Genomic DNA, 21,139 nt, shown 5'->3' on the forward strand with positions numbered 1-21,139 from the left:
TCCAGGAGAACCATGGCGCCCGTCGACGCTCCCGGCCGTGGCACGATACGTCGATGAACGCGTCAGTCGGCCCCGAGCGCCCCGGCGTGCCTGATTGGCTCCGAATGCTGAGCGACGACGTGTCGGCCGAGGAGTTCGAGGAGCATCGCGCGCGGCTGCTGAAGGATGCCCCGGCCGAGCGCCGCGCTGCGCTGCAGTCCGAGGTGGACCTTGTTCGGGTCATCCGTGACCGTCTCGACGAGCGCCGCCGGGTGGCACGTGAGCTGGCTGCGCTGAACGACCTCGCGCGCCGGCTCGCCACTCTGCACGATCCAGCCGACGTACTGCAACAGGTCGCCGTGCAGGCGCGCCAGCTGCTCGCCGTCGACGTCGCGTACATCATGCTGCGCCAGCCCGACGGGATCCTGCGCATCGAGTACGCCGACGGGTCCATGGGTTCGGCGCTCACCGGCATCGAGCTGCACGAGGGCGAGGGCCTGGGTGGCGAGGTCGTACGCACCGGACGGCCGATGTGGACCCGGTCCTACCTGACCGACGAGTCGATCACCCGGGTTCCGGCCGTCGACGCCGCGGCCATCAGCGAACAGCTTGGCGGCATCGTCGGCGTGCCGTTGCGCACCGGCGTGAAGACGACCGACACCCTCGGTGTGCTGCTGGCGGCCGACCGTCGGTCCCGACGGTTCCACGAGCACGAGATCGAGCTGCTGGCCGCGCTGGCGGCGCATGCGGCGGTCGCTCTCCGTAACGCCATCCTCTTCGAGTCCTACCAGGCGGCCCTCGATGAGGTGAACGAGAGCAACACGACCCTGCAGCAGGCGAGCGAGCTGCGCGAGACCCTGGCCGACGTCGTGGTGCGCGGCGGCGGCGTGTCCGACGTCGCCGACGTCATCGCGCGCGCGGTGGGTGCGGCGGTCGCCATCGTCGACCGCACCGGCGAGGTGCTGAACCCCGGACCATCGGTGGCCGAGGTGCCGGTGCCGGAGGATCTTGCGCTGTTCGACGACGCCAGGACACACACGTGGCAGACCCAGTCGGGCATCCACGTGTCGGCCACGGCCATCGCTCTGCGTGACGGCGTCGGGGGAGCCCTGGTGGTGGCGACCGGCGCGCCCCTGAGCCCGAGCAGGCTCCGCCTGCTCGAGACCGGCGCTGTGGCCGTGGCGCTGGCCGTGGTGTCGGAGCAGGCCGTGGCCGAGGCCGAGCTGCGGTCGCGCGGCGAGCTGCTGGCGGCTGCGCTCACCGCGGGGACCGACGAGGCCGGCCTCCGTCGGCGGGCGCGGGCGGCCGGTATCGACCTGGACGCGGGCGGCACGGTGCTGGTGCTCGGCCATGGCGCCGAGCGCGCCCAGCGACGCCTCGGTGATCGGGTCGCGGCGGCCCTCGGGGGCTGGGCGGCGGACCATGCCGGCCACACCGTAGTGCTGCTGTCGGGTGTGGACCCGGTCGTGGCACGGGATCGGGTGATTCGTGTCGAGGGCCCCGAGCTGCCGGGCGCCGTCGGCATCGCCCCCTGGCCCGGCGGCGTGACGGCGCTGCGCGCCGCGCACGAGTCGGCGCGTCAGACTGCCGTGCTGCTGGTCGCCCTCGACCGCGGCCGCTCGTGCGCGCTCGTCGCCGAGACCAGCCCTTACGCCTCGTTGTTCGGGCGGGCCGGTCGCGGGGACGCCACGGCGTTCATCGACGACCAGGTCGGCGCGCTGGTCCGCCACGACGCCGAGAAGAACCGCCACCTGGTCGAGACACTCGAGACGTACCTGGGTCAGGCGCAGCACCACGCTCGCACCTGCGCGGCCCTGCACGTGCACGCGAACACCCTCTACCAGCGGCTCGACCGCATCACCGAGCTGCTTGGTGACGGGTGGCGGGGGACCGACCGCGCACTCGAGCTGCAGCTCGCGCTGCGGTTGCGCCGGCTCGCTGAGCGCCTCGACGCCGACGGGGCAGAACCTCCACTCTGAGCCCACAACGCCGGAGCATTTCTCCGTGTGACGAGGGCCACAGAGATGGTCTTCTGGTCCTCGTGACCAGTAACTCCATCCACAGGCGCCGCACATGACCGCCGATGTCGCGCGAGACGTCGCGGCCACCGCCATCGCCGAGGAGCTCGTCGCTCTGTTGCCCGCCGGGGCCGTGCTGACCGACCCCGACGTGGTCGAGGGCATGAGCCGCGACCAGGCGGCGTGGGCGCCGTACGGACGGCCCGCTGCGGTGGTCCGTGCGACCTCCACCGACGACGTCGTACGCGTAGTCCGCGCCTGCCTGCGGCACGGCGTCCCGGTCGTTGCCCGCGGCGCCGGCACCGGGCTCTCCGGAGGAGCCAACGCTCTCGACGGCTGCGTCGTCGTCTCGCTCGAGCGCATGAACCGGGTGCTGGAGATCAACCCGCTCGAGCGGCTCGCCGTCGTGCAGCCGGGCGTGGTCAACGACGTGCTTCGCGAGACGGTGGCGGAGCACGAGCTCTGGTACCCGCCGGATCCCGCCAGCTCACCGTGGTCGACGATCGGCGGCAATGTCGCGACCAACGCCGGTGGGCTGTGCTGCGTGAAGTACGGCGTCACCCGCGACTACGTCCTGCAGCTGGAGGTCGTCACCGGACGCGGTGAGGTCGTACGGCTCGGCCGGCGCACCGCCAAGGGTGTCGCGGGCTACGACCTGATGGGGCTCGTCATCGGGTCGGAGGGAACGCTCGGCATCGTCACCGAGGTCACCGTCCGCCTCCGCCCGCTGCCCGCCCCGGCCGTGACGGTCGCCGGCTTCTTCTCCTCCGTCGTGGATGCCGGAGACGCTGTGCGGGCTGTGAGTGAGGCCGGTCTGGTGCCGTCCGCGCTCGAGCTGGTCGACCGGCACTGCCTGCAGGCCGTCGACGCGTGGAAGAACATGGGGCTGTCCACCGAGGCCGAGGTCGTCCTGCTGGGTCGCTTCGACGATCCGGGCGAGACCGGCGAGGCACTCGCCGAGCAGATGGTCGACTGCTTCCGCACCGCCGGCGCCACGTGGGCCGAGCGCTCGACCGATGAGGCGGAGGCCGAGGCGCTGTTCGCCGCCCGTCGACTTGCCTATCCGGCGCTCGAACGACTCGGACCGGTCCTGACCGAGGACGTCTGCGTCCCCAAGGAGCAGGTGCCGGAGATGTTGGCGCGCATCGAGCGCATCGCGATCCGCCAAGACATCGTGATCGCGAACATCGCCCACGCTGGCGACGGGAACCTGCACCCGCTGCTGGTGACGCCTCCGGGCGAGGAGGCGGCCCGCGCGCGCGCCGAGGCTGCCTTCGACGACATCATCGCCGACGCCATCGCGCTCGGTGGCACCGTCACGGGCGAGCACGGCGTCGGCCTGCTCAAGCGCGACGGCCTCACCGCGGAGCTCTCCGCCGAGGTCGTCGAGATGCACCGCGCGGTGAAGGCTGCCCTCGACCCCGCTCACCTGCTCAATCCCGGCAAGGTCTTCTCCTCGCCACCGACCACAACGACCGCATACCCGACAGGAGACATGTCATGACCCGTCCGTCCGTCGCCCGAAAGATCTTCGGCGCCCTCGGCGCCGGGGCGCTCGTCCTTGCCCTGGCCGCCTGCGGTGGCGGCGAGGACAGTGACGCCGCCGCTACCGCGGGGCAGCTGACCTGGAGCTATGCCCTGCCCGACTCCGCACCTGTCCTGCTGGGCATCGAGGAGGGCATCTTCGAGAAGCACGGCATCGACCTGGTGGCCGAGGAGGCCGCGGCCACCGACCTCGTCGGCGCCTTGATCTCCGGCAAGGTCGACCTGAGTGTCAACACCGGCCCGGGCATGGCCGTGGCCGCCGGGCAGAACGTCCCCGTCGTCGCGGTGAGCGGTGTCACCACCTTCGAGGAAGGCGCCACGGGTAGCTCGGGCTCGGCGCTCGTCGTGCCCGCGGGCAGCGACATCAAGGCGCCGAAGGACCTCGAGGGCCGCAAGGTCGGCGTGAACCTGCTGAAGTCGGCCTCCGAGTTCGGGGTCCGCCAGGTGGTCGCCGACGACGGAGGTGACGACACGCTGGTGGAGATCGTCGAGGTGCCGTTCCCTGCCGTCGCCGACGCGCTCGCGTCGGGTGACATCGACGCGGCCCTCGTGGCCGATCCATTCATGACGCAACTGATCGACGGCGGTGCCGAGGTGCCGTTCGGCGACCCCATCGAGACGGTCTTCGCCGACTCGCCCCGTCTGGTGATGACCGCGACCCGCGAATGGGCCGATGCCAACCCCAAAACCGTCGACGCCCTGCAGGACGCCGTAGCCGAGTCGATCGAGCTGGCCGACGAGGACCCGAGCAAGCTCATCCCGATCTACGAGAAGTACTTCAAGATGAAGCCGGAGGTCGCCGAGGCCACGCAGATCAACAAGCTCGAGGCCGGTATCTCGCCATCGAGCTTCGCCACCATCAACGACGTCCTGGTGCGCTACGCCGGCATCGCCGAGCCGATCGACGTCGAGCAGGTCGTGGCGAAGTGACGGTGTCCGAGCGCGTCGTGGAGGGTCGGGACGTGGTGTCCGACGCAGTGCCATCGGCATCGGTCCCGCCCTCCGCGGAGCGGCGGGCGCGCCGCGCGGTGCCGGCCCTGGTCAGTCAGGTCGGGGCCGTTGTGGTGGTCCTGGCCGTGTGGTCGTGGCTCGCCGCGACCGACCAGGTCAGTGACGCCGCCCTGGCCGGTAGCGTCGAGTCCTTCGCCCGCCTGGCCGCTGTGCTCGGCACCTCCGAGCCCTGGACCGCGATCGGACAGACGCTCACCGCGTGGTCGATCAGCCTGGCCGTAGCGTTGGCCGTCGCCATCCCGCTCGGGCTGCTCCTGGGCGGCAGCACGCTCGCCTACCGAAGCTCGAGGTTCACGATCGACTTCCTGCGTACGATCCCCGCGCTCGGCCTGATCCCCTTGGCAGCGCTCGTCTACGGCGCGAGCCGGGAAGCCGTGCTGATCATCGTCATCCCCGCCTGCATCTGGCCCCTCCTGCTGCAGACCATCTACGGCGTACGCGACACCGACCCTGTGACCGTCGAGACGGCGCGCAGCTACGGGCTCGGCCGCTGGTCGATCCTCGGGCGCGTCGTGCTGCCCAGCGCGCTGCCGTACATCGCCACGGGCGTCCGCCTCTCGGCGATCATCGCGATGCTGCTGGCGATCTCGGTCGAGCTGCTGGTGCTGGCCCCCGGTGTCGGCGCCCTGATCGCCGTCGCGCAGCGCAACGGCGAGACCGTCGACGTCTACGCCTATACGTTGCTGGCCGGGTTCCTCGGCCTGGGGGTTGTGTTGCTGTTCAGTCGCCTGGAGCGCAGGATCATCGCCTGGCACCCCTCCGTTCGGGGGCACCGATGAGGCGCGGGCTGACGTCCCTGGCAGTCGAGGCCTGGCTTCCGGTCGCGCTCGTGACGACGTGGTGGTTCGCCTCGGCCAACAGCACGTCGATCTACTTCCCGCCGCTGCAGACCATCCTCGAGCTGTTCCAGGACCTGTGGCTCTTCGAGCGGGTCCCTACCGACGTGACGTTCAGCCTCACCAACCTCGGACTGGGACTCGGTGCCGGGCTGGTCGCGGCGCTCGCGGCGGGCGTGGCGTTCGGGCTGATGCCCCGGGTCCACAGGGCCCTGACCCCGGTGTTCGAGTTCATGCGTGCCACGCCGATAGTCGCCCTGCTCCCGCTCATCGTCGCCATGCTCGGTCTCGGGGTGACGTCGAAGGTCGTCATCATCGCTCTCGGTGCCTTCTGGCCGACCTTCCTCAATACCGTCGACGGAGTCCGTGCGGTCGATCCCTTGGTGCGTGACGTCGCTCGGACCTACCGGCTCACGGCAGCGACGCTGGTCACCCGAGTGATGCTGCCCAACGCCGCGCCGCAGATCATGGTCGGTGTGCGGACCAGCGTCTCCGTGGCCGTCGTCATCATGGTGGGTAGCGAGCTGTTCGGATCGAGCGAGGGCATCGGCTACTTCATCCTGCAGTCCCAGCGCAGCTACGCGATCGCCGACATGTGGGCCGGACTCATCCTCCTCGGCCTGCTCGGCTACGCCCTCAACCTGCTCAGTGCCGGAGTCGAACGGCTCGTGCTGTCGTGGCACGAGGGCCGTCGTGCCGGCTCCACCACCGTCGCCGCCGTCGGCGCCTGATCCCATGGAGTCCTCATGAACCAGTCACCACCGGTCTCCGCAGTCCGCATCGCCGGGCTGCAGCAGACATTCGTCGTCAACGGTGTCTCCCGGCACGTGCTCGACGGCGTCGACCTCGAGATCCGGGCGGGAGAGACCGTCTGCGTCGTCGGTCATTCCGGCACCGGCAAGTCGACCCTGCTGCGCTGCGTCGCCGGGCTCCAGCGGCCGAGCGGGGGAGAGGTCGCGGTCGCGGGGCGGGCCGTCGCCGGTCCGCCGGACGGCCTGGCAGTCGTGTTCCAGGACTACAACCGCTCGCTCATGCCGTGGTTGCGGATCCGCGAGAACATCACGTTGCCGTTGCGCCGCTCGCTGTCGCGGCAGGAGCGTAACGCCCGTGCCGCCGCGGCGCTCGCCGCCGTCGGTCTGGAGGGTGTCGAGAGGCTCTACCCCTGGCAGGTGTCCGGCGGGATGCAGCAGCGCGTGGCGATCGCCCGAGCCTTGGCGTACCGGCCGCGGGTGCTGCTGATGGACGAGCCGTTCGCGTCCGTGGACGCTCAGACCCGTGCCGACCTGGAGGACCTGGTCGTACGCATCGCCGCCGAGTCCGGGCTGACCCTGATGGTCGTCACCCACGACATCGACGAGGCGGTCTACCTCGGAGACCGTGTGGTCGTGCTGGCGGGCAAGCCGGCGCGCATCGCCGCCGACCTCGAGGTCGACCTGCCGTCGGGGCGCGACCAGCTGACGACGAAGGCAGATCCGGAGTTCCTCCGTCTGCGCGGCGAGGTCATGAGCCTCATCCGTCGCGAGACGGCGAGCATCGCCGAGGAGGTATCGGCGTGAGCACCAGGATCGAGAGGGTCGAGGCTGCGGCCGGGACGTTCGAGGTGTTGATCCGTCCCGGCACGACCGGGCCGGTGCTGGCGGTGCACGGTGTGTCCAGCAACAACCGGCTGTGGTCGTGGGTTCTCGACGCGGCGCCGGAGGTGAGCATCATCGCTCCCGACCTCGCCGGACGCGGGGGGACGCCGGCGCGACCCGGGCCGTCCTCGGTGGCCGAGCACGCCGAGCAGCTCGTGACGCTGCTGGATGCGCTGGGTCACGACCAGGTCCACCTCCTCGGCATGTCTCTGGGCGGCTTCGTCGTCACCGAGCTCGCCGCGCGACATCCTGACCGTGTCAGCACCGTCACCCTGGTCGATGGTGGGCTGCCGCTCGACTTCGGCGAGCAGGGGCCGCCGCCGCCCGCAGCAGCGGCTCCGAAGTTCCGCGCGCAGTACGCCACCGACCGAGTCTGGTCCGACGAGGCGGCGTACCTCGACCACTACCGGGGCAGCGTCGCGCCGCTGACCGGGGCCGACGATCCGCGCATGCAGACCCTGGTGGGGCATGACCTCGCGGTGGTCGACGGCGGGCTGTCTGTGCACCGCGACCTCGAGACGGTCGTCGACGACGCGGTCTCGGTCCTCGCCTCCGACGCCCCGGCCGCGACGCTGGCTGCCGTACGGGCACCCGTGCGCTTGGTCTACGCGCCCTGGAGCATCGGGGCAGACTCGGCGCCGATGTACGCCCCCGCACATGTGGAACGCCTGGTCGCCACGACGCCGGCCCTCGTCTCGGCCGCTCTGGTGGACGGTGTCGATCACGCGGCGATCATCATGACCGACCACGGCGCGTCAGCCTGTGTCGCGGCGCTACGCGCCAACCTCGGGATGTGAGTCGCGTGCGCCGGCAACGGACTGCCGCGGCCGGGCTCGTGGCGTTGCTGGTCGCGGGACTGTGGTCGGCGCCGACTGCGGCCGTCGCCGGCGCGGAGCAACCAGCGGTCGGGCAACCGGTCGGAGAGGTGCGGTACGGACGGGTCGCGAACGACCTGGGCACCATGACCTACCGCCTCTTCGTGCCGCCCCAGGTCGCACAGTCCGATGACGCGGTGCCCCTCGTGGTCCAGCTGCACGGGTCCAACGAGCTTGTCGACGACGTCGCCGTCCGGTCGCGTCTCGACGAGCTCGCCCTCGAGCGCGGGTTCGTCGCGCTCTATCCGCAGGAGGATCGCGGCGCGACCCTCACGGGCATCTGGAACTGGACCGAGGCCGCCCAGCAGGGCCGGGACGGGCGGGCGCCCTCGCTCGTCGCGGCGACCGCCGAGGACGTGCGTGACACTCTGCCGATCGATCCGGCCCGGATCACGGTCGGCGGCTTCTCGGCGGGTGCAGGCATGGCCACGGTCCTGGCCGCGACGCATCCGGACGTCTTCCGCGGCGTGGAGGCCGAAGCCGGCTGCATGTTCAACGGGACCCTCTGCGCGATCGGCTCGCCCGATCACCTGATAGGAACGACACCCGATCCGATCGAGTCCGCTCGCCAGGCCGTTGCGGCGATGGGCGAGCACGCCCGCCGCCAACCGTTCGTCATCTCGTACGGCACGCTCGACCCGCTGGCGCTCGTCGTCGGGCAGCAGGCCCTCGTCGAGCAGTGGCTTGCCACCAACGACCTTGTCGACGACGGGCTGCTGAACGGCTCGGTGCCCGGGACCCCGGCAACGCTCACCTATGAGACGACCAACGGCCGGATCGACGAGGTCGCCAGCTACGTGGACGCCCAGGGATGCCTGCTCGGTGAGCGTCACGTCGTCCATGGCCTGGCGCACGCCTACTCCGGTGGCGAGCCGCTCCACCTGCTCGACGCCGGGGCCGATCCTGCGGGCCCGCAGATGCGCGAAGTCGCCCATGACTTCTTCGAGACCCAGGCAGACGGCGTGTGCCAAGCTCCGCCGGCCGGGAAGTAGTGCCGGGAAGACGAGGGTATGGACGTCATCCCTATGCCCTGTGACAGATGAGGGAGACGATCTCCATTACCCAGCCGGGCTTGGTTCCTTAGCCTCCTAGATCGAGCGGCGACGGTGCCGCCCCCGAGCCAGGAGCACCCGATGGCGCTGACCGAGAGTCCCTTCCCCCCACAGCCGCCCACGGCCGACGACGCCGACGTCGCGCCGCCGCGGCGCGGCATGTCGTTCGGCCTGCTGATGATCTATGTCGCGATCCTCGCGGTGAACTCCGGCGGCAACGGCATCCTGCTGCCCAACATCGTGGCGGGAATCGACGAGGCCGGCAAGATCGGCAACCTCGCGTTCGTCACCACGATCGCCTTCATCGCCAACATCTTCGCCCAGCCCATCGCGGGCGCCCTGTCAGACGCCACCCGCTCGCGCTTCGGGCGCCGTACGCCGTGGATGGTCGGCGGTGCACTCGTGACCAGCGGCTTCCTCCTCGGTCTGCCGATGGCGCAGTCCGTGCTGATGGTGGCCCTCGTGTGGCTCGTCGTCCAGTGCGGCGTCAACGTCGTCCAGGCCGCCGCGACGGCTATCGTCCCCGACCGCTACCCCGCAAGCCGCCGAGGCAACGTCTCGGCGATGATCGGCGTCGGCATCACGATCGGCAACGCCGTCGGCGCGATCGTCGCGGGCAGCGCCGCCGGGCAGGGCTTCCTGCCGTACGCCATCCTCTCGCTCCTCGTCCTGGTGATCGTCGGGGTCTTCGTCGTCGCCTACCGCGACGAGTCCGCCACCCGCCTGCCCCGCGAGCGCAGCAGCGCCAAGGACTTCCTGCGCGGCTTCTGGATCAGCCCCCGCCAGCACCCCGACTTCGCGTGGGCGTTCGGCTCGCGATTCTTGATGGTCATCGGCTTCTACGGCGCTCAGACCTACGGCCTCTACATCCTGCGCGACTACATCGGCATGAGCGATGCCGCGTCGAACTCCTTCGCCGCGACGATGGGTGTCGTCCTGCTTGCCGGCGTCCTGCTGTCCGCGCTGGGCAGCGGCTGGCTCTCCGACCGCGTCGGGCGGCGCAAGCCCTTCATCGTGTGGTCCTCGGTCGTCATGTCGATCGCCCTCGCCATCCCGCTCCTCGTGCCGACGACGACCGGCGTGCTGGCGTACGCATTCCTGCTCGGCCTCGGCTTCGGGGTCTACATCTCCATCGACCTCGCCCTGATGACTGAGGTGCTCCCCGCCCGCCCGCAGGGCGAGGGTGCCGGCAACGCTGGTCGCGACCTGGCCATCCTGGGTCTGGCCACCACGCTGCCGCAAGCGATGAGCCCCTCGATCGCTGCTGGCCTGGTCACCCTCACCGGTGGCTACGAGGTCCTCTTCGTCGCCGGCATCGTGTTCGTCATGCTGGGCGCCGTAGCCGTACGCCCGATCACGTCTGTGCGATGACCGCGGCGTGAGCAATGCGCCGGAGGATTTCTCTACCTGCACGCCTCCGTGACTGTGCTGATCTCCATGGTCGCCCGGGCTCCGGGCGGCTAGCGTCGGGGACGTGCCAAGCTTCCGGACGACCGACGACGTAGTGCTCTCCTACACCGACGAGGGCCATGGACGGCCGGTCGTGCTCGTCCATGGCTACACCGCACCCGCCTCCGCATGGGTGCTGACCGTGGACGCCCTGGTCGCTGCTGGGCACCGCGTCGTGGCGTTCGACCGGCGCGCCCACGGCGACTCCGAAACGCCCGCCCACGGCCAGCGGATGGCGCGCCACGGCCGCGACCTCGGTGAGCTGCTGGAGCACCTCGACCTCCACGACGCGGTCGTCGTGGGGGCCTCGATGGGTGGCAACACGCTCTGGGCCTACGTCGACCAGTTCGGCCCTGCCCGACTCGCGGCAGCAGTCGTCGTCGACCAGACCCCCCGGATGCTCAATGACGTCACCTGGACCCACGGTTTCTACGGCTACGACGCCACCAACGCCGCGACGCTCTTCACGGACGGTGTCCCGCAAACCGGCCAGGGGCGCCCCGCCGAGCGGGTCGGCGAGGCCGTCGCCCGACTGACAGAGCGCCTGGGCGGCATGCCCGTCTTCCGAGACGGTGCCGCTCCGGAGACGCTGTCGCTGCTGCTCGATCACGCGCTGCAGGACTGGCGCGACGTCGTACGCCGCTTCCCGCTGCCGCTGCTCATGCTGGCCGCGCGCGACAGCCAGGTCTGGCCGTGCGAGCACGCCGAGGCCGCGGTCGCCGGCACGGCGCACGGCCGGGCGTTGGTCATCGAGGACTGCGGCCACGCGATCAGCATCGATCAGCCCGACCGCTTTCACGAGGTGCTCCTGCACTTCCTCACCGAGACCGCTGCCGGTGTCAGCACCGAGGCAGGGACGGTCCGATGAGGCTCGCCACGGCGCGTCACGGTGACGGCCCCCGGCAGGTCGCCCTCGTCCACGGGCTGGGCGCCGACGGATCGATGTGGCGCGGCATCACCGAGCGCATCGTGGCGGCGGGCGGCGTCACGGTCACCACCGTCGACCTCCGCGGGCACGGAGCCAGTGACCGGTCCGACGACTACAGCATCAGGGCGTTCGCCGATGACCTGGTCGAGACGCTGCCCGCCGGCCTCGACCTCGTGGCCGGCCATTCCCTGGGCGGCACGGTGCTCGAGCGCGCCGTCGCCCGACTGGCGCCGTCCCACGCGCTCTACTTCGACCCCGGCTTCCGGCTCGGGCTCCCGACCGAGGGCCTGGCCGGTCGGCTCTTCTGGGCGACCGCGCCCGTCGGTCTCACGGTCGCGGGGCTGGCGCAGAAGTGGCGCAGCCGCGGTCGTCCAGCGCTCGACCCGCGCGATGACATGCTCCGCACGGAGGCGACCGAGAGGTTCGACCGCCGGATGGCGATCTCGGTCTTCCGCGACGTGGCCCACGCTCCGGCACCGGTCGCCGCCCCAGCCGTCCCGTCGACGATCGTGCTCTCCGACGACTCACCCGCCGTGCTGCCCGAGGCGACAGTCACCCGCTTGGAGGCGCTCGGCTGGGACGTACGCCGGCTGCCCGGGGTCGGTCACGACTTCTGGCTCGAGGACGCCGAACGCACCTACACCTCGGTGCGTGACGTCCTGATCGGTCACGGCGACTGTGGTCCTAGCTGACCTTGCAGCAGCGGGAGTCCGTCCGGGACGGGCGTGGTAGCGAGCCGCCCGGGTCTCGATCCCTGCTCCTGACTCGCTCCTGGCGCTCGCTCACCTGGTCACTCCAGGGCACTGATCGCGAAGGCCACCGCGAAGCCCACCGTCGTCACGAGACCGACCACCTTGCCACCGTGCTCGAACGCCTCCGGCATCATCGTGTCCGCCAGCATGGTCAGGATCGCCCCCGCCGCGAAGGCGAGCACGAAGGCGACCGTCGTGTTGGATGCGTCGGCGAACGCGGTCGCGCCCACCTGCGCGGCGATGCCGCTGACCACGGTGACGAGCACCCAGAGCCCCATCACCTGAGCGCGCGACCAGCCTGCCTGCGACAGGCCGACGGTGGCGGCGATCGCCTCGGGCAGGTTGGACAGGAAGACGGCGGCGAGCAGTGCGAGGCTCACCGTGCCTTCCGAGAGTACGGTGAGGCCGAGCGTCATCGACTCCGGGATCCCATCGAGCACGATGCCCAGCACGATCGCGAGGCCGACACCGGTGGCCTGCATCCCCGAGGTGCTCTTACGGCCGTCGCCCCCGAGTCGATCGATCAACCAGTCGCCCCCGAAGAACGTCAACGAGCCGGCAAGCAGCCCGATCGCGAGCGCGCCCGTGCCGTGTGCTGTCTCGAAGGCCACCTCGACGAGCTCGTAGGCGATGGCGCTCATCAACACCCCGGCACCGAAGGCCATGATGATCCCGACTGCCCGCCGGGGCAGTGTGACCACGTAGGCGAGCCCGCCGCCCAAGATCAGCGAGGAGCTGGCGACAAGTCCCCAGATGAGCGCACCGGTCAAAGCACACCCCGCTCGACGCCGGTCATGAGGTCCAGTATGGCTGACCTACTGCTCGGTCGGCGCGTGCGTCGACCCTGTGTCCTGACGGAGTGGCTCTCGGCTGACAGCTTCTACGACGACCTTGTGAGTGACGTCGGGGAGGGGCCTGGGCTCACACCACGCGTACGCGGGTCTTGACCTTCGTGAAGTCCCAGACCTCGGCCGCCATCGTGGCGCTGAGGCGGATGCAGCCGTCGGAGGTCTTCTCGTCGGTGCCGAGATACCAGTTCGGGTGGATCTGACGACCCGTCCGCATGCTCACCGGCACCCGGTGGAAGGCAACGCCGCAGGGCGCGAACCGGACGAAGTGGTAGAGCCACTGCGTGCCGCTGTAGTTCGTACGCGGGTTGCCGCGGGCCGGTCGGCCGCAGTAGGAGCCGGTTCTGTACCACTGCTTGTCCAGCCACTCCGCGTCGATCATCCCACCCTGCGCGCGGATGGACCCGTCGGCACGCACCAGCCAGACCCAGTCCTGTCGCTGGCTGATCACGATGCGGCGTCCGGTCCCGGTGCTCGCCGGCACCGGCCGTACGTCACACCGCTTCGCCGTCGCCGACATCAGCCGTGTCCGCGTGGTGGTCGTGAAGCGACCGCTCGGGCTCAGGCGGTGGCGGGTCTGGAAGCGTACGACGGCCGTGCGGGTGTGGTCGTCCACGCGCCCGTCGACGCGGCCGACGTTGCAGCCGAGACCGGCCAGCCGGGTCTCCCACCGCTTGATCGTCGTGGCGGTGGCGGCGTTGCCGGGGCTGACCGCCACTACCGCGGTAACAGCCAGCGCGGCAGCGGCGACGAGGGGGAGAACGAGGACGAGGGTGGAGCGGCGTGCCCGAGATGCGCCGGCCAGGGTCGCGAAGATTGGCACCGGCCGAGGCTATGCGACCCCCGCGCTCCGGGCAGGCGATGTTGCCCGGTTGTTGACCAGATGACGCGGACACGAGTGGCGCGGCCGGCGTTGCGGTGCCGGGCAGAGGGCGCTAGTGCGCGGTGCTCTCGTCGAGGTCGACGCGGGTGGAGAACTGGCGACGATACTGCCCTGGGGTGACCTTGTAGACCCGGGCGAAAGCGCGGTGCAGGGATGCGACGGAGCCGAATCCAGCCTGCGTCGCGACCGTAGCGATCGGGGCGTCGGTGTGCAGGAGCTGGTCGACGGCGGCCTGGACCCGCATACGTTCCACGAGGGCGGCCGGCGTGGTGTCGAGCTCGTCGCGGAGCAGGCGGGACAGGTGACGAGGGCTGACGTTGATGCGCATGGCGAGCGCATCGACGGACAGGTCACCACGGAGGTGCTCGGGAATCCAGGCGAGCAGCTGCGCTATGCGCTCGGAGGTCGACCGCCTGGGTCCGAGCAGTGCGCTGAACTGGTGCTGGCCGCCCGTGCGTCGCAGGTGGACCACGAGCCATTGTGCGACAAGCCGCGCGACCGCTTCGCCGTTGTCGGCGGCGACGAGTGCGAGAGCGAGATCGATACCGGCGGAGACGCCGGCTGACGTCCACACCGGCCCGTCGTTGACGAAGATGGCATCGGAAGCGACCGTGATGTCGGGATGCTCGGCGGCGAGCAGGTCGGCGGTCGACCAGTGGGTGGTGGCCGACCGTCCGGTGAGCAGTCCGGCGGCGGCGAGCGTGTGCGCGCCGGTGCAGACGGATACGACGCGACCGGGCATCGGCGCACCGGAGCGCAGCCATTCGACGAGCTTCTGGTCGACCAGTGGCCCTCGGCCGTCATCGCGGAGGCCGCCGGGAACCACCAGCGTGTGGATGTCGGCCCCGAGCTGTCCCCAGCCGCGCTCAGCGATGAGCGGTACCCCGCTCGACGTTCGCACCGGCCCGGGCTCGGCGGCAACGATCACCACGTCGTAATCGACGGCTTCCGTTGTTCGTGACGCGGTGCTGAATACCTGGACGGGCCCTGCCACATCGAGCATCTCGACCCCGTCGAAGACGGCGATCGCCATGACGCGCTTCCCAGCGCTGCGTCGGTCACTCACCTGCAGCGGTCCTTTCGTTGCTGGCCGGCGAGGACCGGCCGGCATGTCCGAATCTGAGATAGGAAGGTCATTGCAGACATCGTACGGCTGGGTGACGATCGGTTCTCCACCCTGAGGAAGGAACGCGATGTCACCTACCACCCCTGATACCCCGACGGCACAGGCTGCTGCAGCGCTCGCCCGTGAAGCAGCGCCGGCATTTCTGGTGAACCACAGCTACCGGACCTACCTGTTCGGGGCCGCCCTCGTCAAGAAGGACGTCGACCACGAAGCGGGATTCGTCGCAGCGATGATCCACGACCTCGGCCTGACCGACGCCCACCGCGGAGACGCGGACTTCGGAGAGGTCGGCGCCGAGCTCGCCGCGAGGTTCCTGGGGGAGCGCGGATGGGATCGGGAGCACATCAAGCTGGTGGAGCGGGCGATCCTCCGGCACACCAGGCTCATCCCTGACGGCAGCCCCACTGCGCGGGTCGTGCAGTTGGGCGCCCAGATCGATGTAGCCGGCCGCGGCATGAAGAAGCTCGACGAGCAAGCGCTCACCGGCATTCTGCGGGCCTACCCACGGCTGGACTTCGCCCGCCAGATGCGTGCCGCCTACCTGGATGAGGCTCAGCGTCAGCCCAAGGGATCATTCGCCAAGCTCGAACGAAGCGTCCGCCTCTCTGAGCGCTTCACCAACAACCCGATCGACCGCGTCGCCTGAGCTGCCTCGTCCGGGGCTGCGCCGTCGGCGTCGTTCTCAGATGTCGCCTCAAGCGAAAGGCCAAAGCACTCATCCAGCCCGACGGCACGCCGAGGGGTTCTGACGCAGCCCCACGTTGTCCCTCACGATCCTACGGTCGACCCAGGTGTTGCGGGCAACCGAGAAGTTGCCGGCGTAGGAGTTCCTGACCACTCGCATGGACCGCACGTGATTGCGGACGACGAGGAAGTTGTTGCACGCCTTGTTGTCCCGGACCATCAAGGTGCCCCGGTTGTTGCGTACCACCAGATTGTTGGCGATCGACATCTCGCAGATCGCCACGTTGCGGGAGTTGCGGACCATGAGGTTTCGCCCGGCCACAGGGTCCACGCGGCACCCCGCAGCCCCGATGGTGACGCGCTGGACGACATTGCGGACGTGGATGTTCCGGCCGATGTGCGTGTCGGTGATGCTGACCACCGTCGGTGCACCCGTGGTGCGAACATTGCCGGTGATCCTGGAACTGGTGATCACGCAGCGGGCGTCGTCCGGGATGACTACGTGGCGGAACGTCCGGTGGTGGTAGCTGCCGTCGCAGACGAGGTCGGGCGGCAGCGCCTGCGCGCTGAGGACCGGCCCCAACACGGGCGTGAGCGCGCCGATGAGAAAGAAGACGACGAGCTGCTTCATGTGAACCCTCCGAGCCCGGGCGATGTGTGTCTTCAAGACGCGCCAACGAGAACATGTGTTGCACGGGCTCGCCCATATTCCAGCTAGCCGATGGGTACTTCTCGCTGTGGCGGCTACGCGGCGCGCGAGGCGCTCGACGAACAACGCGACTGAGCCCCTCTCCCGATGAAACGGAAGAGGGGCTCAGGTCGGTTCAGAGCTCTGTGGCCTAGATGTCGTAGTAGAGCACGAACGCCCGAGCGATTAACGGTCGATGTCGGCTGCTCATGAAAGTGCAGGTCGGGGACGATGTGACGGATGGTGAATGGCGGTGGTCGATGTGCGTTGACGGCTCTCCTGCGGAACCTCTGCGGAATTCATGATGAGGCCCGAACCCGGCTGCTCTGCAGCCTACGAGTTCCGGCTCTCGTTGCCTGGGTCGTAGAGGTCACGGCGATCGCCGTAGCTCGCTGGACGATGGTCGCCTCGGCCGCGTCGCCCAGGTGTCAGCGGACACGCCAAGATCCCTGTAGGCGGACACGGACTTCCCTGCTGACGGACAGCTGATCTCCCTGTCGCCAGCGATGTCGTGGGGGCGACGCGTTCTCGTGTCGGTCCCGTCCGAACGGCCCCTCCGGGGTTCTGCTCGAGGTCTTCGACCACCAATCGAGCAGGACCACCAGGAGAGGCCGCTGAAGAAATCTAGTCCGAGAATGGACCCATGCAGGCAGGCGGCAGCGCCCGACGGAGTCGGGTAAAGGTGCTGGTCAGGCCGCCGACGTGAGGGTGACGTAGCCGATGGCTTCGAGTGTGCGGACGGCGCTGCGCTTGACGTTGGCGGTGGAGCGAGTGCGGTCGCAGTGGTCTCGGCCGAGGTCATGGAAGCGGGCGTCGGGGTCGCTGAGGAGGATTCCAGATGATGACGAGGGTGGACCGGCCGACAGCGACGAGGGCTCGGTTGCGGCCACGTCTTCGCGCGATGCGTCTGTAGCGGGCACCGAGGAAGGTACAACGCCGAGGTCAACGCCCACATGATCCAGGTCAACGAGGCCATGGGCTTCGAGCCGGTCGAGTGGCTGTGCAGCATCCAGAAGTAAAGCGCCTGCGCCGGGCGCCGTGCGTCACCGACTGTTGAGCCAGACCACATGCTGAGGATGCCACCACACGCGGAGCATCAGAGCGACTTCGGCGGCCAGCAGCACCATGAGGACGGCAGCGAGAAGGGTGTATTGGGCCGGAGTCTTCTCGAAGAAGTACAGAACCGTCGCCGGAATGGGGGCTGCGGTGCAGAGTGCGGCTACGAGAGTGGGCCATGGTGAGGCAATGGATCGCGGATGACGCCTGGCCCATCGCAGGATCAGCGCGTGCGGGAGTGCGGCCAGCAACGCCAGTCCGGCGATGCCCAGACCGAGGAGTGCGAATAGTTGTTCCCAGCCGTCCGCGCCGATGACGAGCACGAGGATGACCCATCCCGTTGCCATGGCGGCTACGGACAGGCACCCGATCATGACGGTTGCGGCAACAATGGTGAGCACCTTCACCGTGGGCAGCATCTCCACGGACGTTGCGGGAGGATCTGGCGGCGCTGGCACGGCCGACACGATAGAGCATCTGGGATTGTGTGCGGTCGTTTCACGGGTCGTACGCACGTGACGGCGCGGGTCAACCGAGACCCTGTCTCAGATGACCGCGCACGTCGCTGTGGTCACGATGAGGCAGGAATGCGACGCCACCCTTCGCCGGAGTAGAAGTACAGCTCCGGCGCGAGCCGCCGGGTAGGTCGACGAGGCGTGAACCGACTGGGATCGGCCTCTGAAGCCCGTCTCCTGCGGAATCCCTGCGGAATTTGACCCTCGTCGCCCCAATGACAGTGGCCCCTGATCCTGCGAAAATGCAGGTCAGGGGCCACTTACGACGTAGAACGAATTCTAGATGTCGTAGTAGAGCTCGAACTCGTGCGGGTGCGGGCGGAGCTGGATCGGGAGGATCTCGTCGTTGGTCTTGTAGTCGATCCAGGTCTCGATCAGGTCGGGGGTGAAGACGTCGCCCACGGTGAGGAAGTCGTGGTCGTTCTCCAGGGCCGACAGGACGGCGCCGAGGGAGGTCGGCACCTGGTTGATCTCGGCCATCTCGTCCGGCGGAAGCTCGTAGATGTCCTTGTCGATCGGAGCCGGCGGCTCGATCTTGTTCTGGATACCGTCGATGCCGGCCAGCAGCAGGGCCGAGAAGGCGAGGTACGGGTTCGAGGACGGGTCCGGGAACCGGGTCTCGACGCGCTTGGCCTTCGGGTTGGTGCCGGTGATCGGGATGCGGACCGCGGCGGAGCGGTTGCGCGAGGAGTAGACCAGCGAGATCGGAGCCTCGAAGCCCGGCACCAGGCGGTGGTAGGAGTTCACGGTCGGGTTGGTGAACGCGAGCACCGCGGGGGCGTGCTTGAGGACGCCGCCGATGTACCAGCGGGCCATGTCGGAGAGGCCGCCGTAGCCGGTCTCGTCGTAGAACAGCGGCTCGCCGGCGTTCCAGATCGACTGGTGGACGTGCATGCCCGAGCCGTTGTCACCGAAGACGGGCTTCGGCATGAAGGTGACCGTCTTGCCGGCCTCCCAGGCGGTGTTCTTGACGATGTACTTGAACTTCATGACATCGTCGGCAGCCTTGAGCAGCGTGTCGAACTTGTAGTTGATCTCGGCCTGGCCGGCGGTGCCGACCTCGTGGTGGGCGCGCTCGACGAGCAGGCCCGACGCCTCGAGGTTCTTGACCATCGTGTCGCGCAGGTCGGCGAAGTGGTCGGTGGGGGAGACCGGGAAGTAGCCGCCCTTGTAGCGCGTCTTGTAGCCCAGGTTGTTCGAGCCGTCGGGGTTCTTGTCGGCGCCCGAGTTCCACCAGGCCTCGACGGAGTCGATCTTGTAGAACGACTCGCCCTCGGATGTGTTGTAGGCGACCTTGTCGAAGATGAAGAACTCGGCCTCGGGGGCGAAGAAGGCGGTGTCGCCGATGCCGGTCGAGGCGAGGTACGCCAGGGCCTTGCGCGCGATGTTGCGCGGGTCGCGAGAGTAGGCCTCCCCGGTGATCGGGTCGTGCACGAAGTACATCAGCGCGAGGGTCTTCGCGGTGCGGAACGGGTCGATGTACGCAGTCGTGACGTCCGGGTAGAGCGCCATGTCGGACTCGTGGATCGTCTGGAAACCACGGATCGACGAACCGTCGAAGGCCATCGGCTCCAGGTTGAACGACGACACCGGCACCGTGAAGTGCTGCTGGACGCCAGGCAGGTCGACGAAACGGATGTCGACGAACTCGACCCCCTCGTCAGAGATGAACTTCAAGAGCTCGTCGTCAGTGCTGAACATCAATCCTCCTTGGCTCACCCGGTCGGGCAGAGCCAGATAGGTCTCTCGCGATCGAGGCCGGACCCTCATGGATCCGACCGTGCCACGCAAATTACGAAGGGACGGTTGCACAGGAGTGTCGCAAATGTTTCAGGCGTGTAACAGGTTGTGTGATTTGATCGGCAACCATCCCGGATCTCACTCCTCAAGACGTCGCCGCCTAGGCTTACCGACGTGACCAGTTCCGCCACTCCTGCGACGCCCACTCTGCCCTATGACACCGCGAGCTGGGGCAGGCGCGTCCTGGCGCTCTTCATCGACTGGCTCGCGTCGTCGCTGGTGGCGTCGGTCTTCCTCGGCGTACGGGCGCTGCCGTTCGGGTCGCTCCTCGCCGGTGTCGACCCACGGCCGACCGACAACCTGTGGATCCTGGTCGTCTTCATCGTGCAGACGGCGGTCTTCACGACGCTCGGTGGAGGCTCCTTCGGCAAGCTCGTCACGCGACTGCGTACGGTGCGGGTGTCTCCGGGGGAGCCGGACGTGCGCCCGCTCGATCCGCTGCGGAGCATCGCCCGTCAGATCCTGGTCGTCCTCGTCGTTCCGCCGCTCGTCTTCCGCCCCGACCGGCGCGGGCTGCACGACCTGGCGGCCGGCACCGCGACCGTCACGCTTCAGACCTATCGACACGTGTTTCGCCGGGTGGGTTGATAGGCGTCCAGAGGTAGGTTGGACCGGTCAGCCGCAAGCAGCGGCAAACACGAAGGGAAGCTCAATGACGCTCAACCGTACTCTCGGGCCGCGTGGCCTCTGGCGCCGTGCTGCTGTGGCAGGCGTGCTGGCCGTATCGCTCTCGGGCCTGGTGGCCTGCGGCGGCGGTGGTGGGGCCGGCGGCGCCAGCGAGGGTGACTCGGTCTCGGCCGAGGAGATGACCGAGGTGATGAAGAAGGCGACCGACATCGACACCGCCCACTTCACCACGAAGATGGAGGCGAAGGCGTCGGGTCAGACGGTCTCGATGACCGGCGAGGGCGACATCCAGAAGGAGCCGCCGGCGCAGCACTCCACCATGAAGATGAGCGGCGGCTCGATGAACATGGATCTGGAGACGATCCTTGTCGACGAGAAGATCTACATCAAGGGCATGATGGGCGACTCGTGGATGACAGCGAGCGCCGATGATCTCGCCAAGATGGGCGGTACCAGCCTGGAGTCGATGAGCAACCCGCTCGCGTTCTTCGAAGGCATGGAGGAGTCGATCAAGTCCTCCAAGTTCGAGGGCGAGGAGACGGTCGACGGCGTCGAGACCAAGCACTACAGCTTCACCGTGGACTCCGCGGGCCTCGCCAAGAGCCTCGGCTCCGACAGCACCAGCGGCCTGCCCGAGACGATCGACCAGGACATCTGGGTCGACGGTGACGGCCTGCTCCGCAAGGCCGAGGTCGGCATGGGCGACATGGGCACCGTCGAGATGGTGCTCTCCAAGCACGGCGAGGACGTGACCATCGAGGCGCCGCCGGCGGACCAGGTCACCGACATGCCGAGCATGGCCGGCTGACAGCCAGTTCGTACGCAGTAGGGCC

At 69.0% G+C, this 21,139-nt stretch carries 21 protein-coding genes; 14 read left to right on the forward strand and 7 right to left on the reverse strand.

The features are described 5' to 3' along the window. Nucleotides 1-53: 53 nt before the first annotated feature. The 11 genes from ACFV9G_RS19810 to ACFV9G_RS19860 all read left to right on the forward strand — a co-directional run bounded on the left by ACFV9G_RS19810 (nt 54) and on the right by ACFV9G_RS19860 (nt 12,019). On the forward strand, nt 54-1,958 hold the full coding sequence (locus ACFV9G_RS19810) for a helix-turn-helix domain-containing protein (RefSeq protein WP_378729237.1): 1,905 nt from the start codon (nt 54-56) through the stop codon (nt 1,956-1,958). Nucleotides 1,959-2,052: 94 nt separating this feature from the next. Further along, complete coding sequence (locus tag ACFV9G_RS19815; protein ID WP_378729238.1) at nt 2,053-3,501, forward strand: FAD-binding oxidoreductase; 1,449 nt, start codon at nt 2,053-2,055, stop codon at nt 3,499-3,501. After that, complete coding sequence (locus ACFV9G_RS19820; RefSeq protein ID WP_378729239.1) at nt 3,498-4,472, forward strand: ABC transporter substrate-binding protein; 975 nt, start codon at nt 3,498-3,500, stop codon at nt 4,470-4,472. Before ACFV9G_RS19815 ends, ACFV9G_RS19820 begins: the two co-directional genes overlap by 4 nt. A 32-nt stretch (nt 4,473-4,504) precedes the next feature. Beyond that, entirely contained in the window at nt 4,505-5,332 is an 828-nt protein-coding gene (locus ACFV9G_RS19825) for an ABC transporter permease (protein WP_378729240.1), read from the forward strand. After that, complete coding sequence (locus ACFV9G_RS19830) at nt 5,329-6,120, forward strand: ABC transporter permease (protein WP_378729241.1); 792 nt, start codon at nt 5,329-5,331, stop codon at nt 6,118-6,120. Before ACFV9G_RS19825 ends, ACFV9G_RS19830 begins: the two co-directional genes overlap by 4 nt. Before the next feature lie 15 nt (nt 6,121-6,135). Next, nucleotides 6,136-6,945, forward strand: coding sequence for an ABC transporter ATP-binding protein (locus tag ACFV9G_RS19835; RefSeq protein ID WP_378729242.1), 810 nt, complete (start codon nt 6,136-6,138; stop codon nt 6,943-6,945). After that, complete coding sequence (locus ACFV9G_RS19840) at nt 6,942-7,820, forward strand: alpha/beta fold hydrolase (RefSeq protein WP_378729243.1); 879 nt, start codon at nt 6,942-6,944, stop codon at nt 7,818-7,820. Before ACFV9G_RS19835 ends, ACFV9G_RS19840 begins: the two co-directional genes overlap by 4 nt. Further along, nucleotides 7,817-8,890, forward strand: a complete 1,074-nt coding sequence (locus ACFV9G_RS19845; protein ID WP_378729244.1) for an alpha/beta hydrolase family esterase — start codon at nt 7,817-7,819, stop codon at nt 8,888-8,890. Before ACFV9G_RS19840 ends, ACFV9G_RS19845 begins: the two co-directional genes overlap by 4 nt. A 141-nt stretch (nt 8,891-9,031) precedes the next feature. Continuing rightward, nucleotides 9,032-10,321 (forward strand): MFS transporter, encoded by a 1,290-nt coding sequence (locus ACFV9G_RS19850; RefSeq protein ID WP_378729245.1) that lies wholly within the window; start codon nt 9,032-9,034, stop codon nt 10,319-10,321. 103 nt (nt 10,322-10,424) lie between these two features. Next, nucleotides 10,425-11,267, forward strand: coding sequence for an alpha/beta fold hydrolase (locus ACFV9G_RS19855; RefSeq protein WP_378729247.1), 843 nt, complete (start codon nt 10,425-10,427; stop codon nt 11,265-11,267). Further along, a complete protein-coding gene (locus tag ACFV9G_RS19860; protein WP_378729248.1) occupies nt 11,264-12,019 on the forward strand; it encodes an alpha/beta fold hydrolase in 756 nt (251 codons plus the stop codon). The genes ACFV9G_RS19855 and ACFV9G_RS19860 overlap by 4 nt, the downstream gene beginning before the upstream one ends. Nucleotides 12,020-12,117: 98 nt before the next feature. On the opposite strand, the gene ACFV9G_RS19865 is transcribed toward ACFV9G_RS19860, so the two are convergent. The 3 genes from ACFV9G_RS19865 to ACFV9G_RS19875 form a co-directional block, all read right to left on the reverse strand. After that, nucleotides 12,118-12,849, reverse strand: a complete 732-nt coding sequence (locus ACFV9G_RS19865; protein ID WP_378729249.1) for a ZIP family metal transporter — start codon at nt 12,847-12,849, stop codon at nt 12,118-12,120. Between the two features lie 151 nt (nt 12,850-13,000). Further along, nucleotides 13,001-13,750, reverse strand: coding sequence for a peptidoglycan-binding protein (locus ACFV9G_RS19870; protein ID WP_378729250.1), 750 nt, complete (start codon nt 13,748-13,750; stop codon nt 13,001-13,003). 112 nt (nt 13,751-13,862) lie between these two features. Beyond that, the gene (locus ACFV9G_RS19875; RefSeq protein ID WP_378729251.1) at nt 13,863-14,876 is read right to left on the reverse strand and encodes a GlxA family transcriptional regulator; all 1,014 of its coding nucleotides are present in this window, start codon (nt 14,874-14,876) and stop codon (nt 13,863-13,865) included. A gap of 127 nt (nt 14,877-15,003) precedes the next feature. Here ACFV9G_RS19875 and ACFV9G_RS19880 point away from each other — a divergent pair, with 127 nt between their 5' ends. Next, entirely contained in the window at nt 15,004-15,582 is a 579-nt protein-coding gene (locus ACFV9G_RS19880) for an HD domain-containing protein (protein ID WP_378729252.1), read from the forward strand. Nucleotides 15,583-15,651: 69 nt separating this feature from the next. Here ACFV9G_RS19880 and ACFV9G_RS19885 read toward each other — a convergent pair whose 3' ends face one another. From ACFV9G_RS19885 to glnA, 4 genes are all read right to left on the reverse strand, one after another. Continuing rightward, complete coding sequence (locus ACFV9G_RS19885; protein ID WP_378729253.1) at nt 15,652-16,251, reverse strand: hypothetical protein; 600 nt, start codon at nt 16,249-16,251, stop codon at nt 15,652-15,654. A gap of 746 nt (nt 16,252-16,997) precedes the next feature. Further along, nucleotides 16,998-17,198 carry a hypothetical protein gene (locus ACFV9G_RS19890; RefSeq protein ID WP_378729254.1) on the reverse strand — a complete coding sequence of 67 codons (201 nt, stop codon included), beginning with the start codon at nt 17,196-17,198 and terminating at the stop codon, nt 16,998-17,000. A 153-nt stretch (nt 17,199-17,351) separates the two neighbouring features. After that, complete coding sequence (locus ACFV9G_RS19895; protein ID WP_378729255.1) at nt 17,352-17,771, reverse strand: hypothetical protein; 420 nt, start codon at nt 17,769-17,771, stop codon at nt 17,352-17,354. Between the two features lie 387 nt (nt 17,772-18,158). Next, nucleotides 18,159-19,580 (reverse strand): type I glutamate--ammonia ligase, encoded by a 1,422-nt coding sequence (glnA, locus tag ACFV9G_RS19900; RefSeq protein WP_378729256.1) that lies wholly within the window; start codon nt 19,578-19,580, stop codon nt 18,159-18,161. A gap of 213 nt (nt 19,581-19,793) precedes the next feature. On the opposite strand from glnA, the gene ACFV9G_RS19905 reads away from it, so the two are divergent. Further along, on the forward strand, nt 19,794-20,267 hold the full coding sequence (locus ACFV9G_RS19905) for an RDD family protein (RefSeq protein ID WP_378729257.1): 474 nt from the start codon (nt 19,794-19,796) through the stop codon (nt 20,265-20,267). A gap of 64 nt (nt 20,268-20,331) precedes the next feature. Beyond that, entirely contained in the window at nt 20,332-21,114 is a 783-nt protein-coding gene (locus tag ACFV9G_RS19910; RefSeq protein ID WP_378729258.1) for a DUF6612 family protein, read from the forward strand. Nucleotides 21,115-21,139: the final 25 nt, after the last annotated feature.

Source organism: Nocardioides sp. NPDC059952 (assembly GCF_042730435.1).
GTDB lineage: Bacteria > Actinomycetota > Actinomycetes > Propionibacteriales > Nocardioidaceae > Nocardioides.

What these genes read in the sequence shown, in the direction of transcription:
- ACFV9G_RS19810 (WP_378729237.1), top strand. Translation starts at nt 54, where the DNA reads ATGAACGCGTCAGTCGGCCCCGAGCGCCCCGGCGTGCCTGATTGGCTC.
- ACFV9G_RS19815 (WP_378729238.1), top strand. Translation starts at nt 2,053, where the DNA reads ATGACCGCCGATGTCGCGCGAGACGTCGCGGCCACCGCCATCGCCGAG.
- ACFV9G_RS19820 (WP_378729239.1), top strand. Translation starts at nt 3,498, where the DNA reads ATGACCCGTCCGTCCGTCGCCCGAAAGATCTTCGGCGCCCTCGGCGCC.
- ACFV9G_RS19830 (WP_378729241.1), top strand. Translation starts at nt 5,329, where the DNA reads ATGAGGCGCGGGCTGACGTCCCTGGCAGTCGAGGCCTGGCTTCCGGTC.
- ACFV9G_RS19835 (WP_378729242.1), top strand. Translation starts at nt 6,136, where the DNA reads ATGAACCAGTCACCACCGGTCTCCGCAGTCCGCATCGCCGGGCTGCAG.
- ACFV9G_RS19850 (WP_378729245.1), top strand. Translation starts at nt 9,032, where the DNA reads ATGGCGCTGACCGAGAGTCCCTTCCCCCCACAGCCGCCCACGGCCGAC.
- ACFV9G_RS19860 (WP_378729248.1), top strand. Translation starts at nt 11,264, where the DNA reads ATGAGGCTCGCCACGGCGCGTCACGGTGACGGCCCCCGGCAGGTCGCC.
- ACFV9G_RS19880 (WP_378729252.1), top strand. Translation starts at nt 15,004, where the DNA reads ATGTCACCTACCACCCCTGATACCCCGACGGCACAGGCTGCTGCAGCG.
- ACFV9G_RS19885 (WP_378729253.1), bottom strand. Translation starts at nt 16,251, where the DNA reads ATGAAGCAGCTCGTCGTCTTCTTTCTCATCGGCGCGCTCACGCCCGTG.
- glnA (WP_378729256.1), bottom strand. Translation starts at nt 19,580, where the DNA reads ATGTTCAGCACTGACGACGAGCTCTTGAAGTTCATCTCTGACGAGGGG.
- ACFV9G_RS19910 (WP_378729258.1), top strand. Translation starts at nt 20,332, where the DNA reads ATGACGCTCAACCGTACTCTCGGGCCGCGTGGCCTCTGGCGCCGTGCT.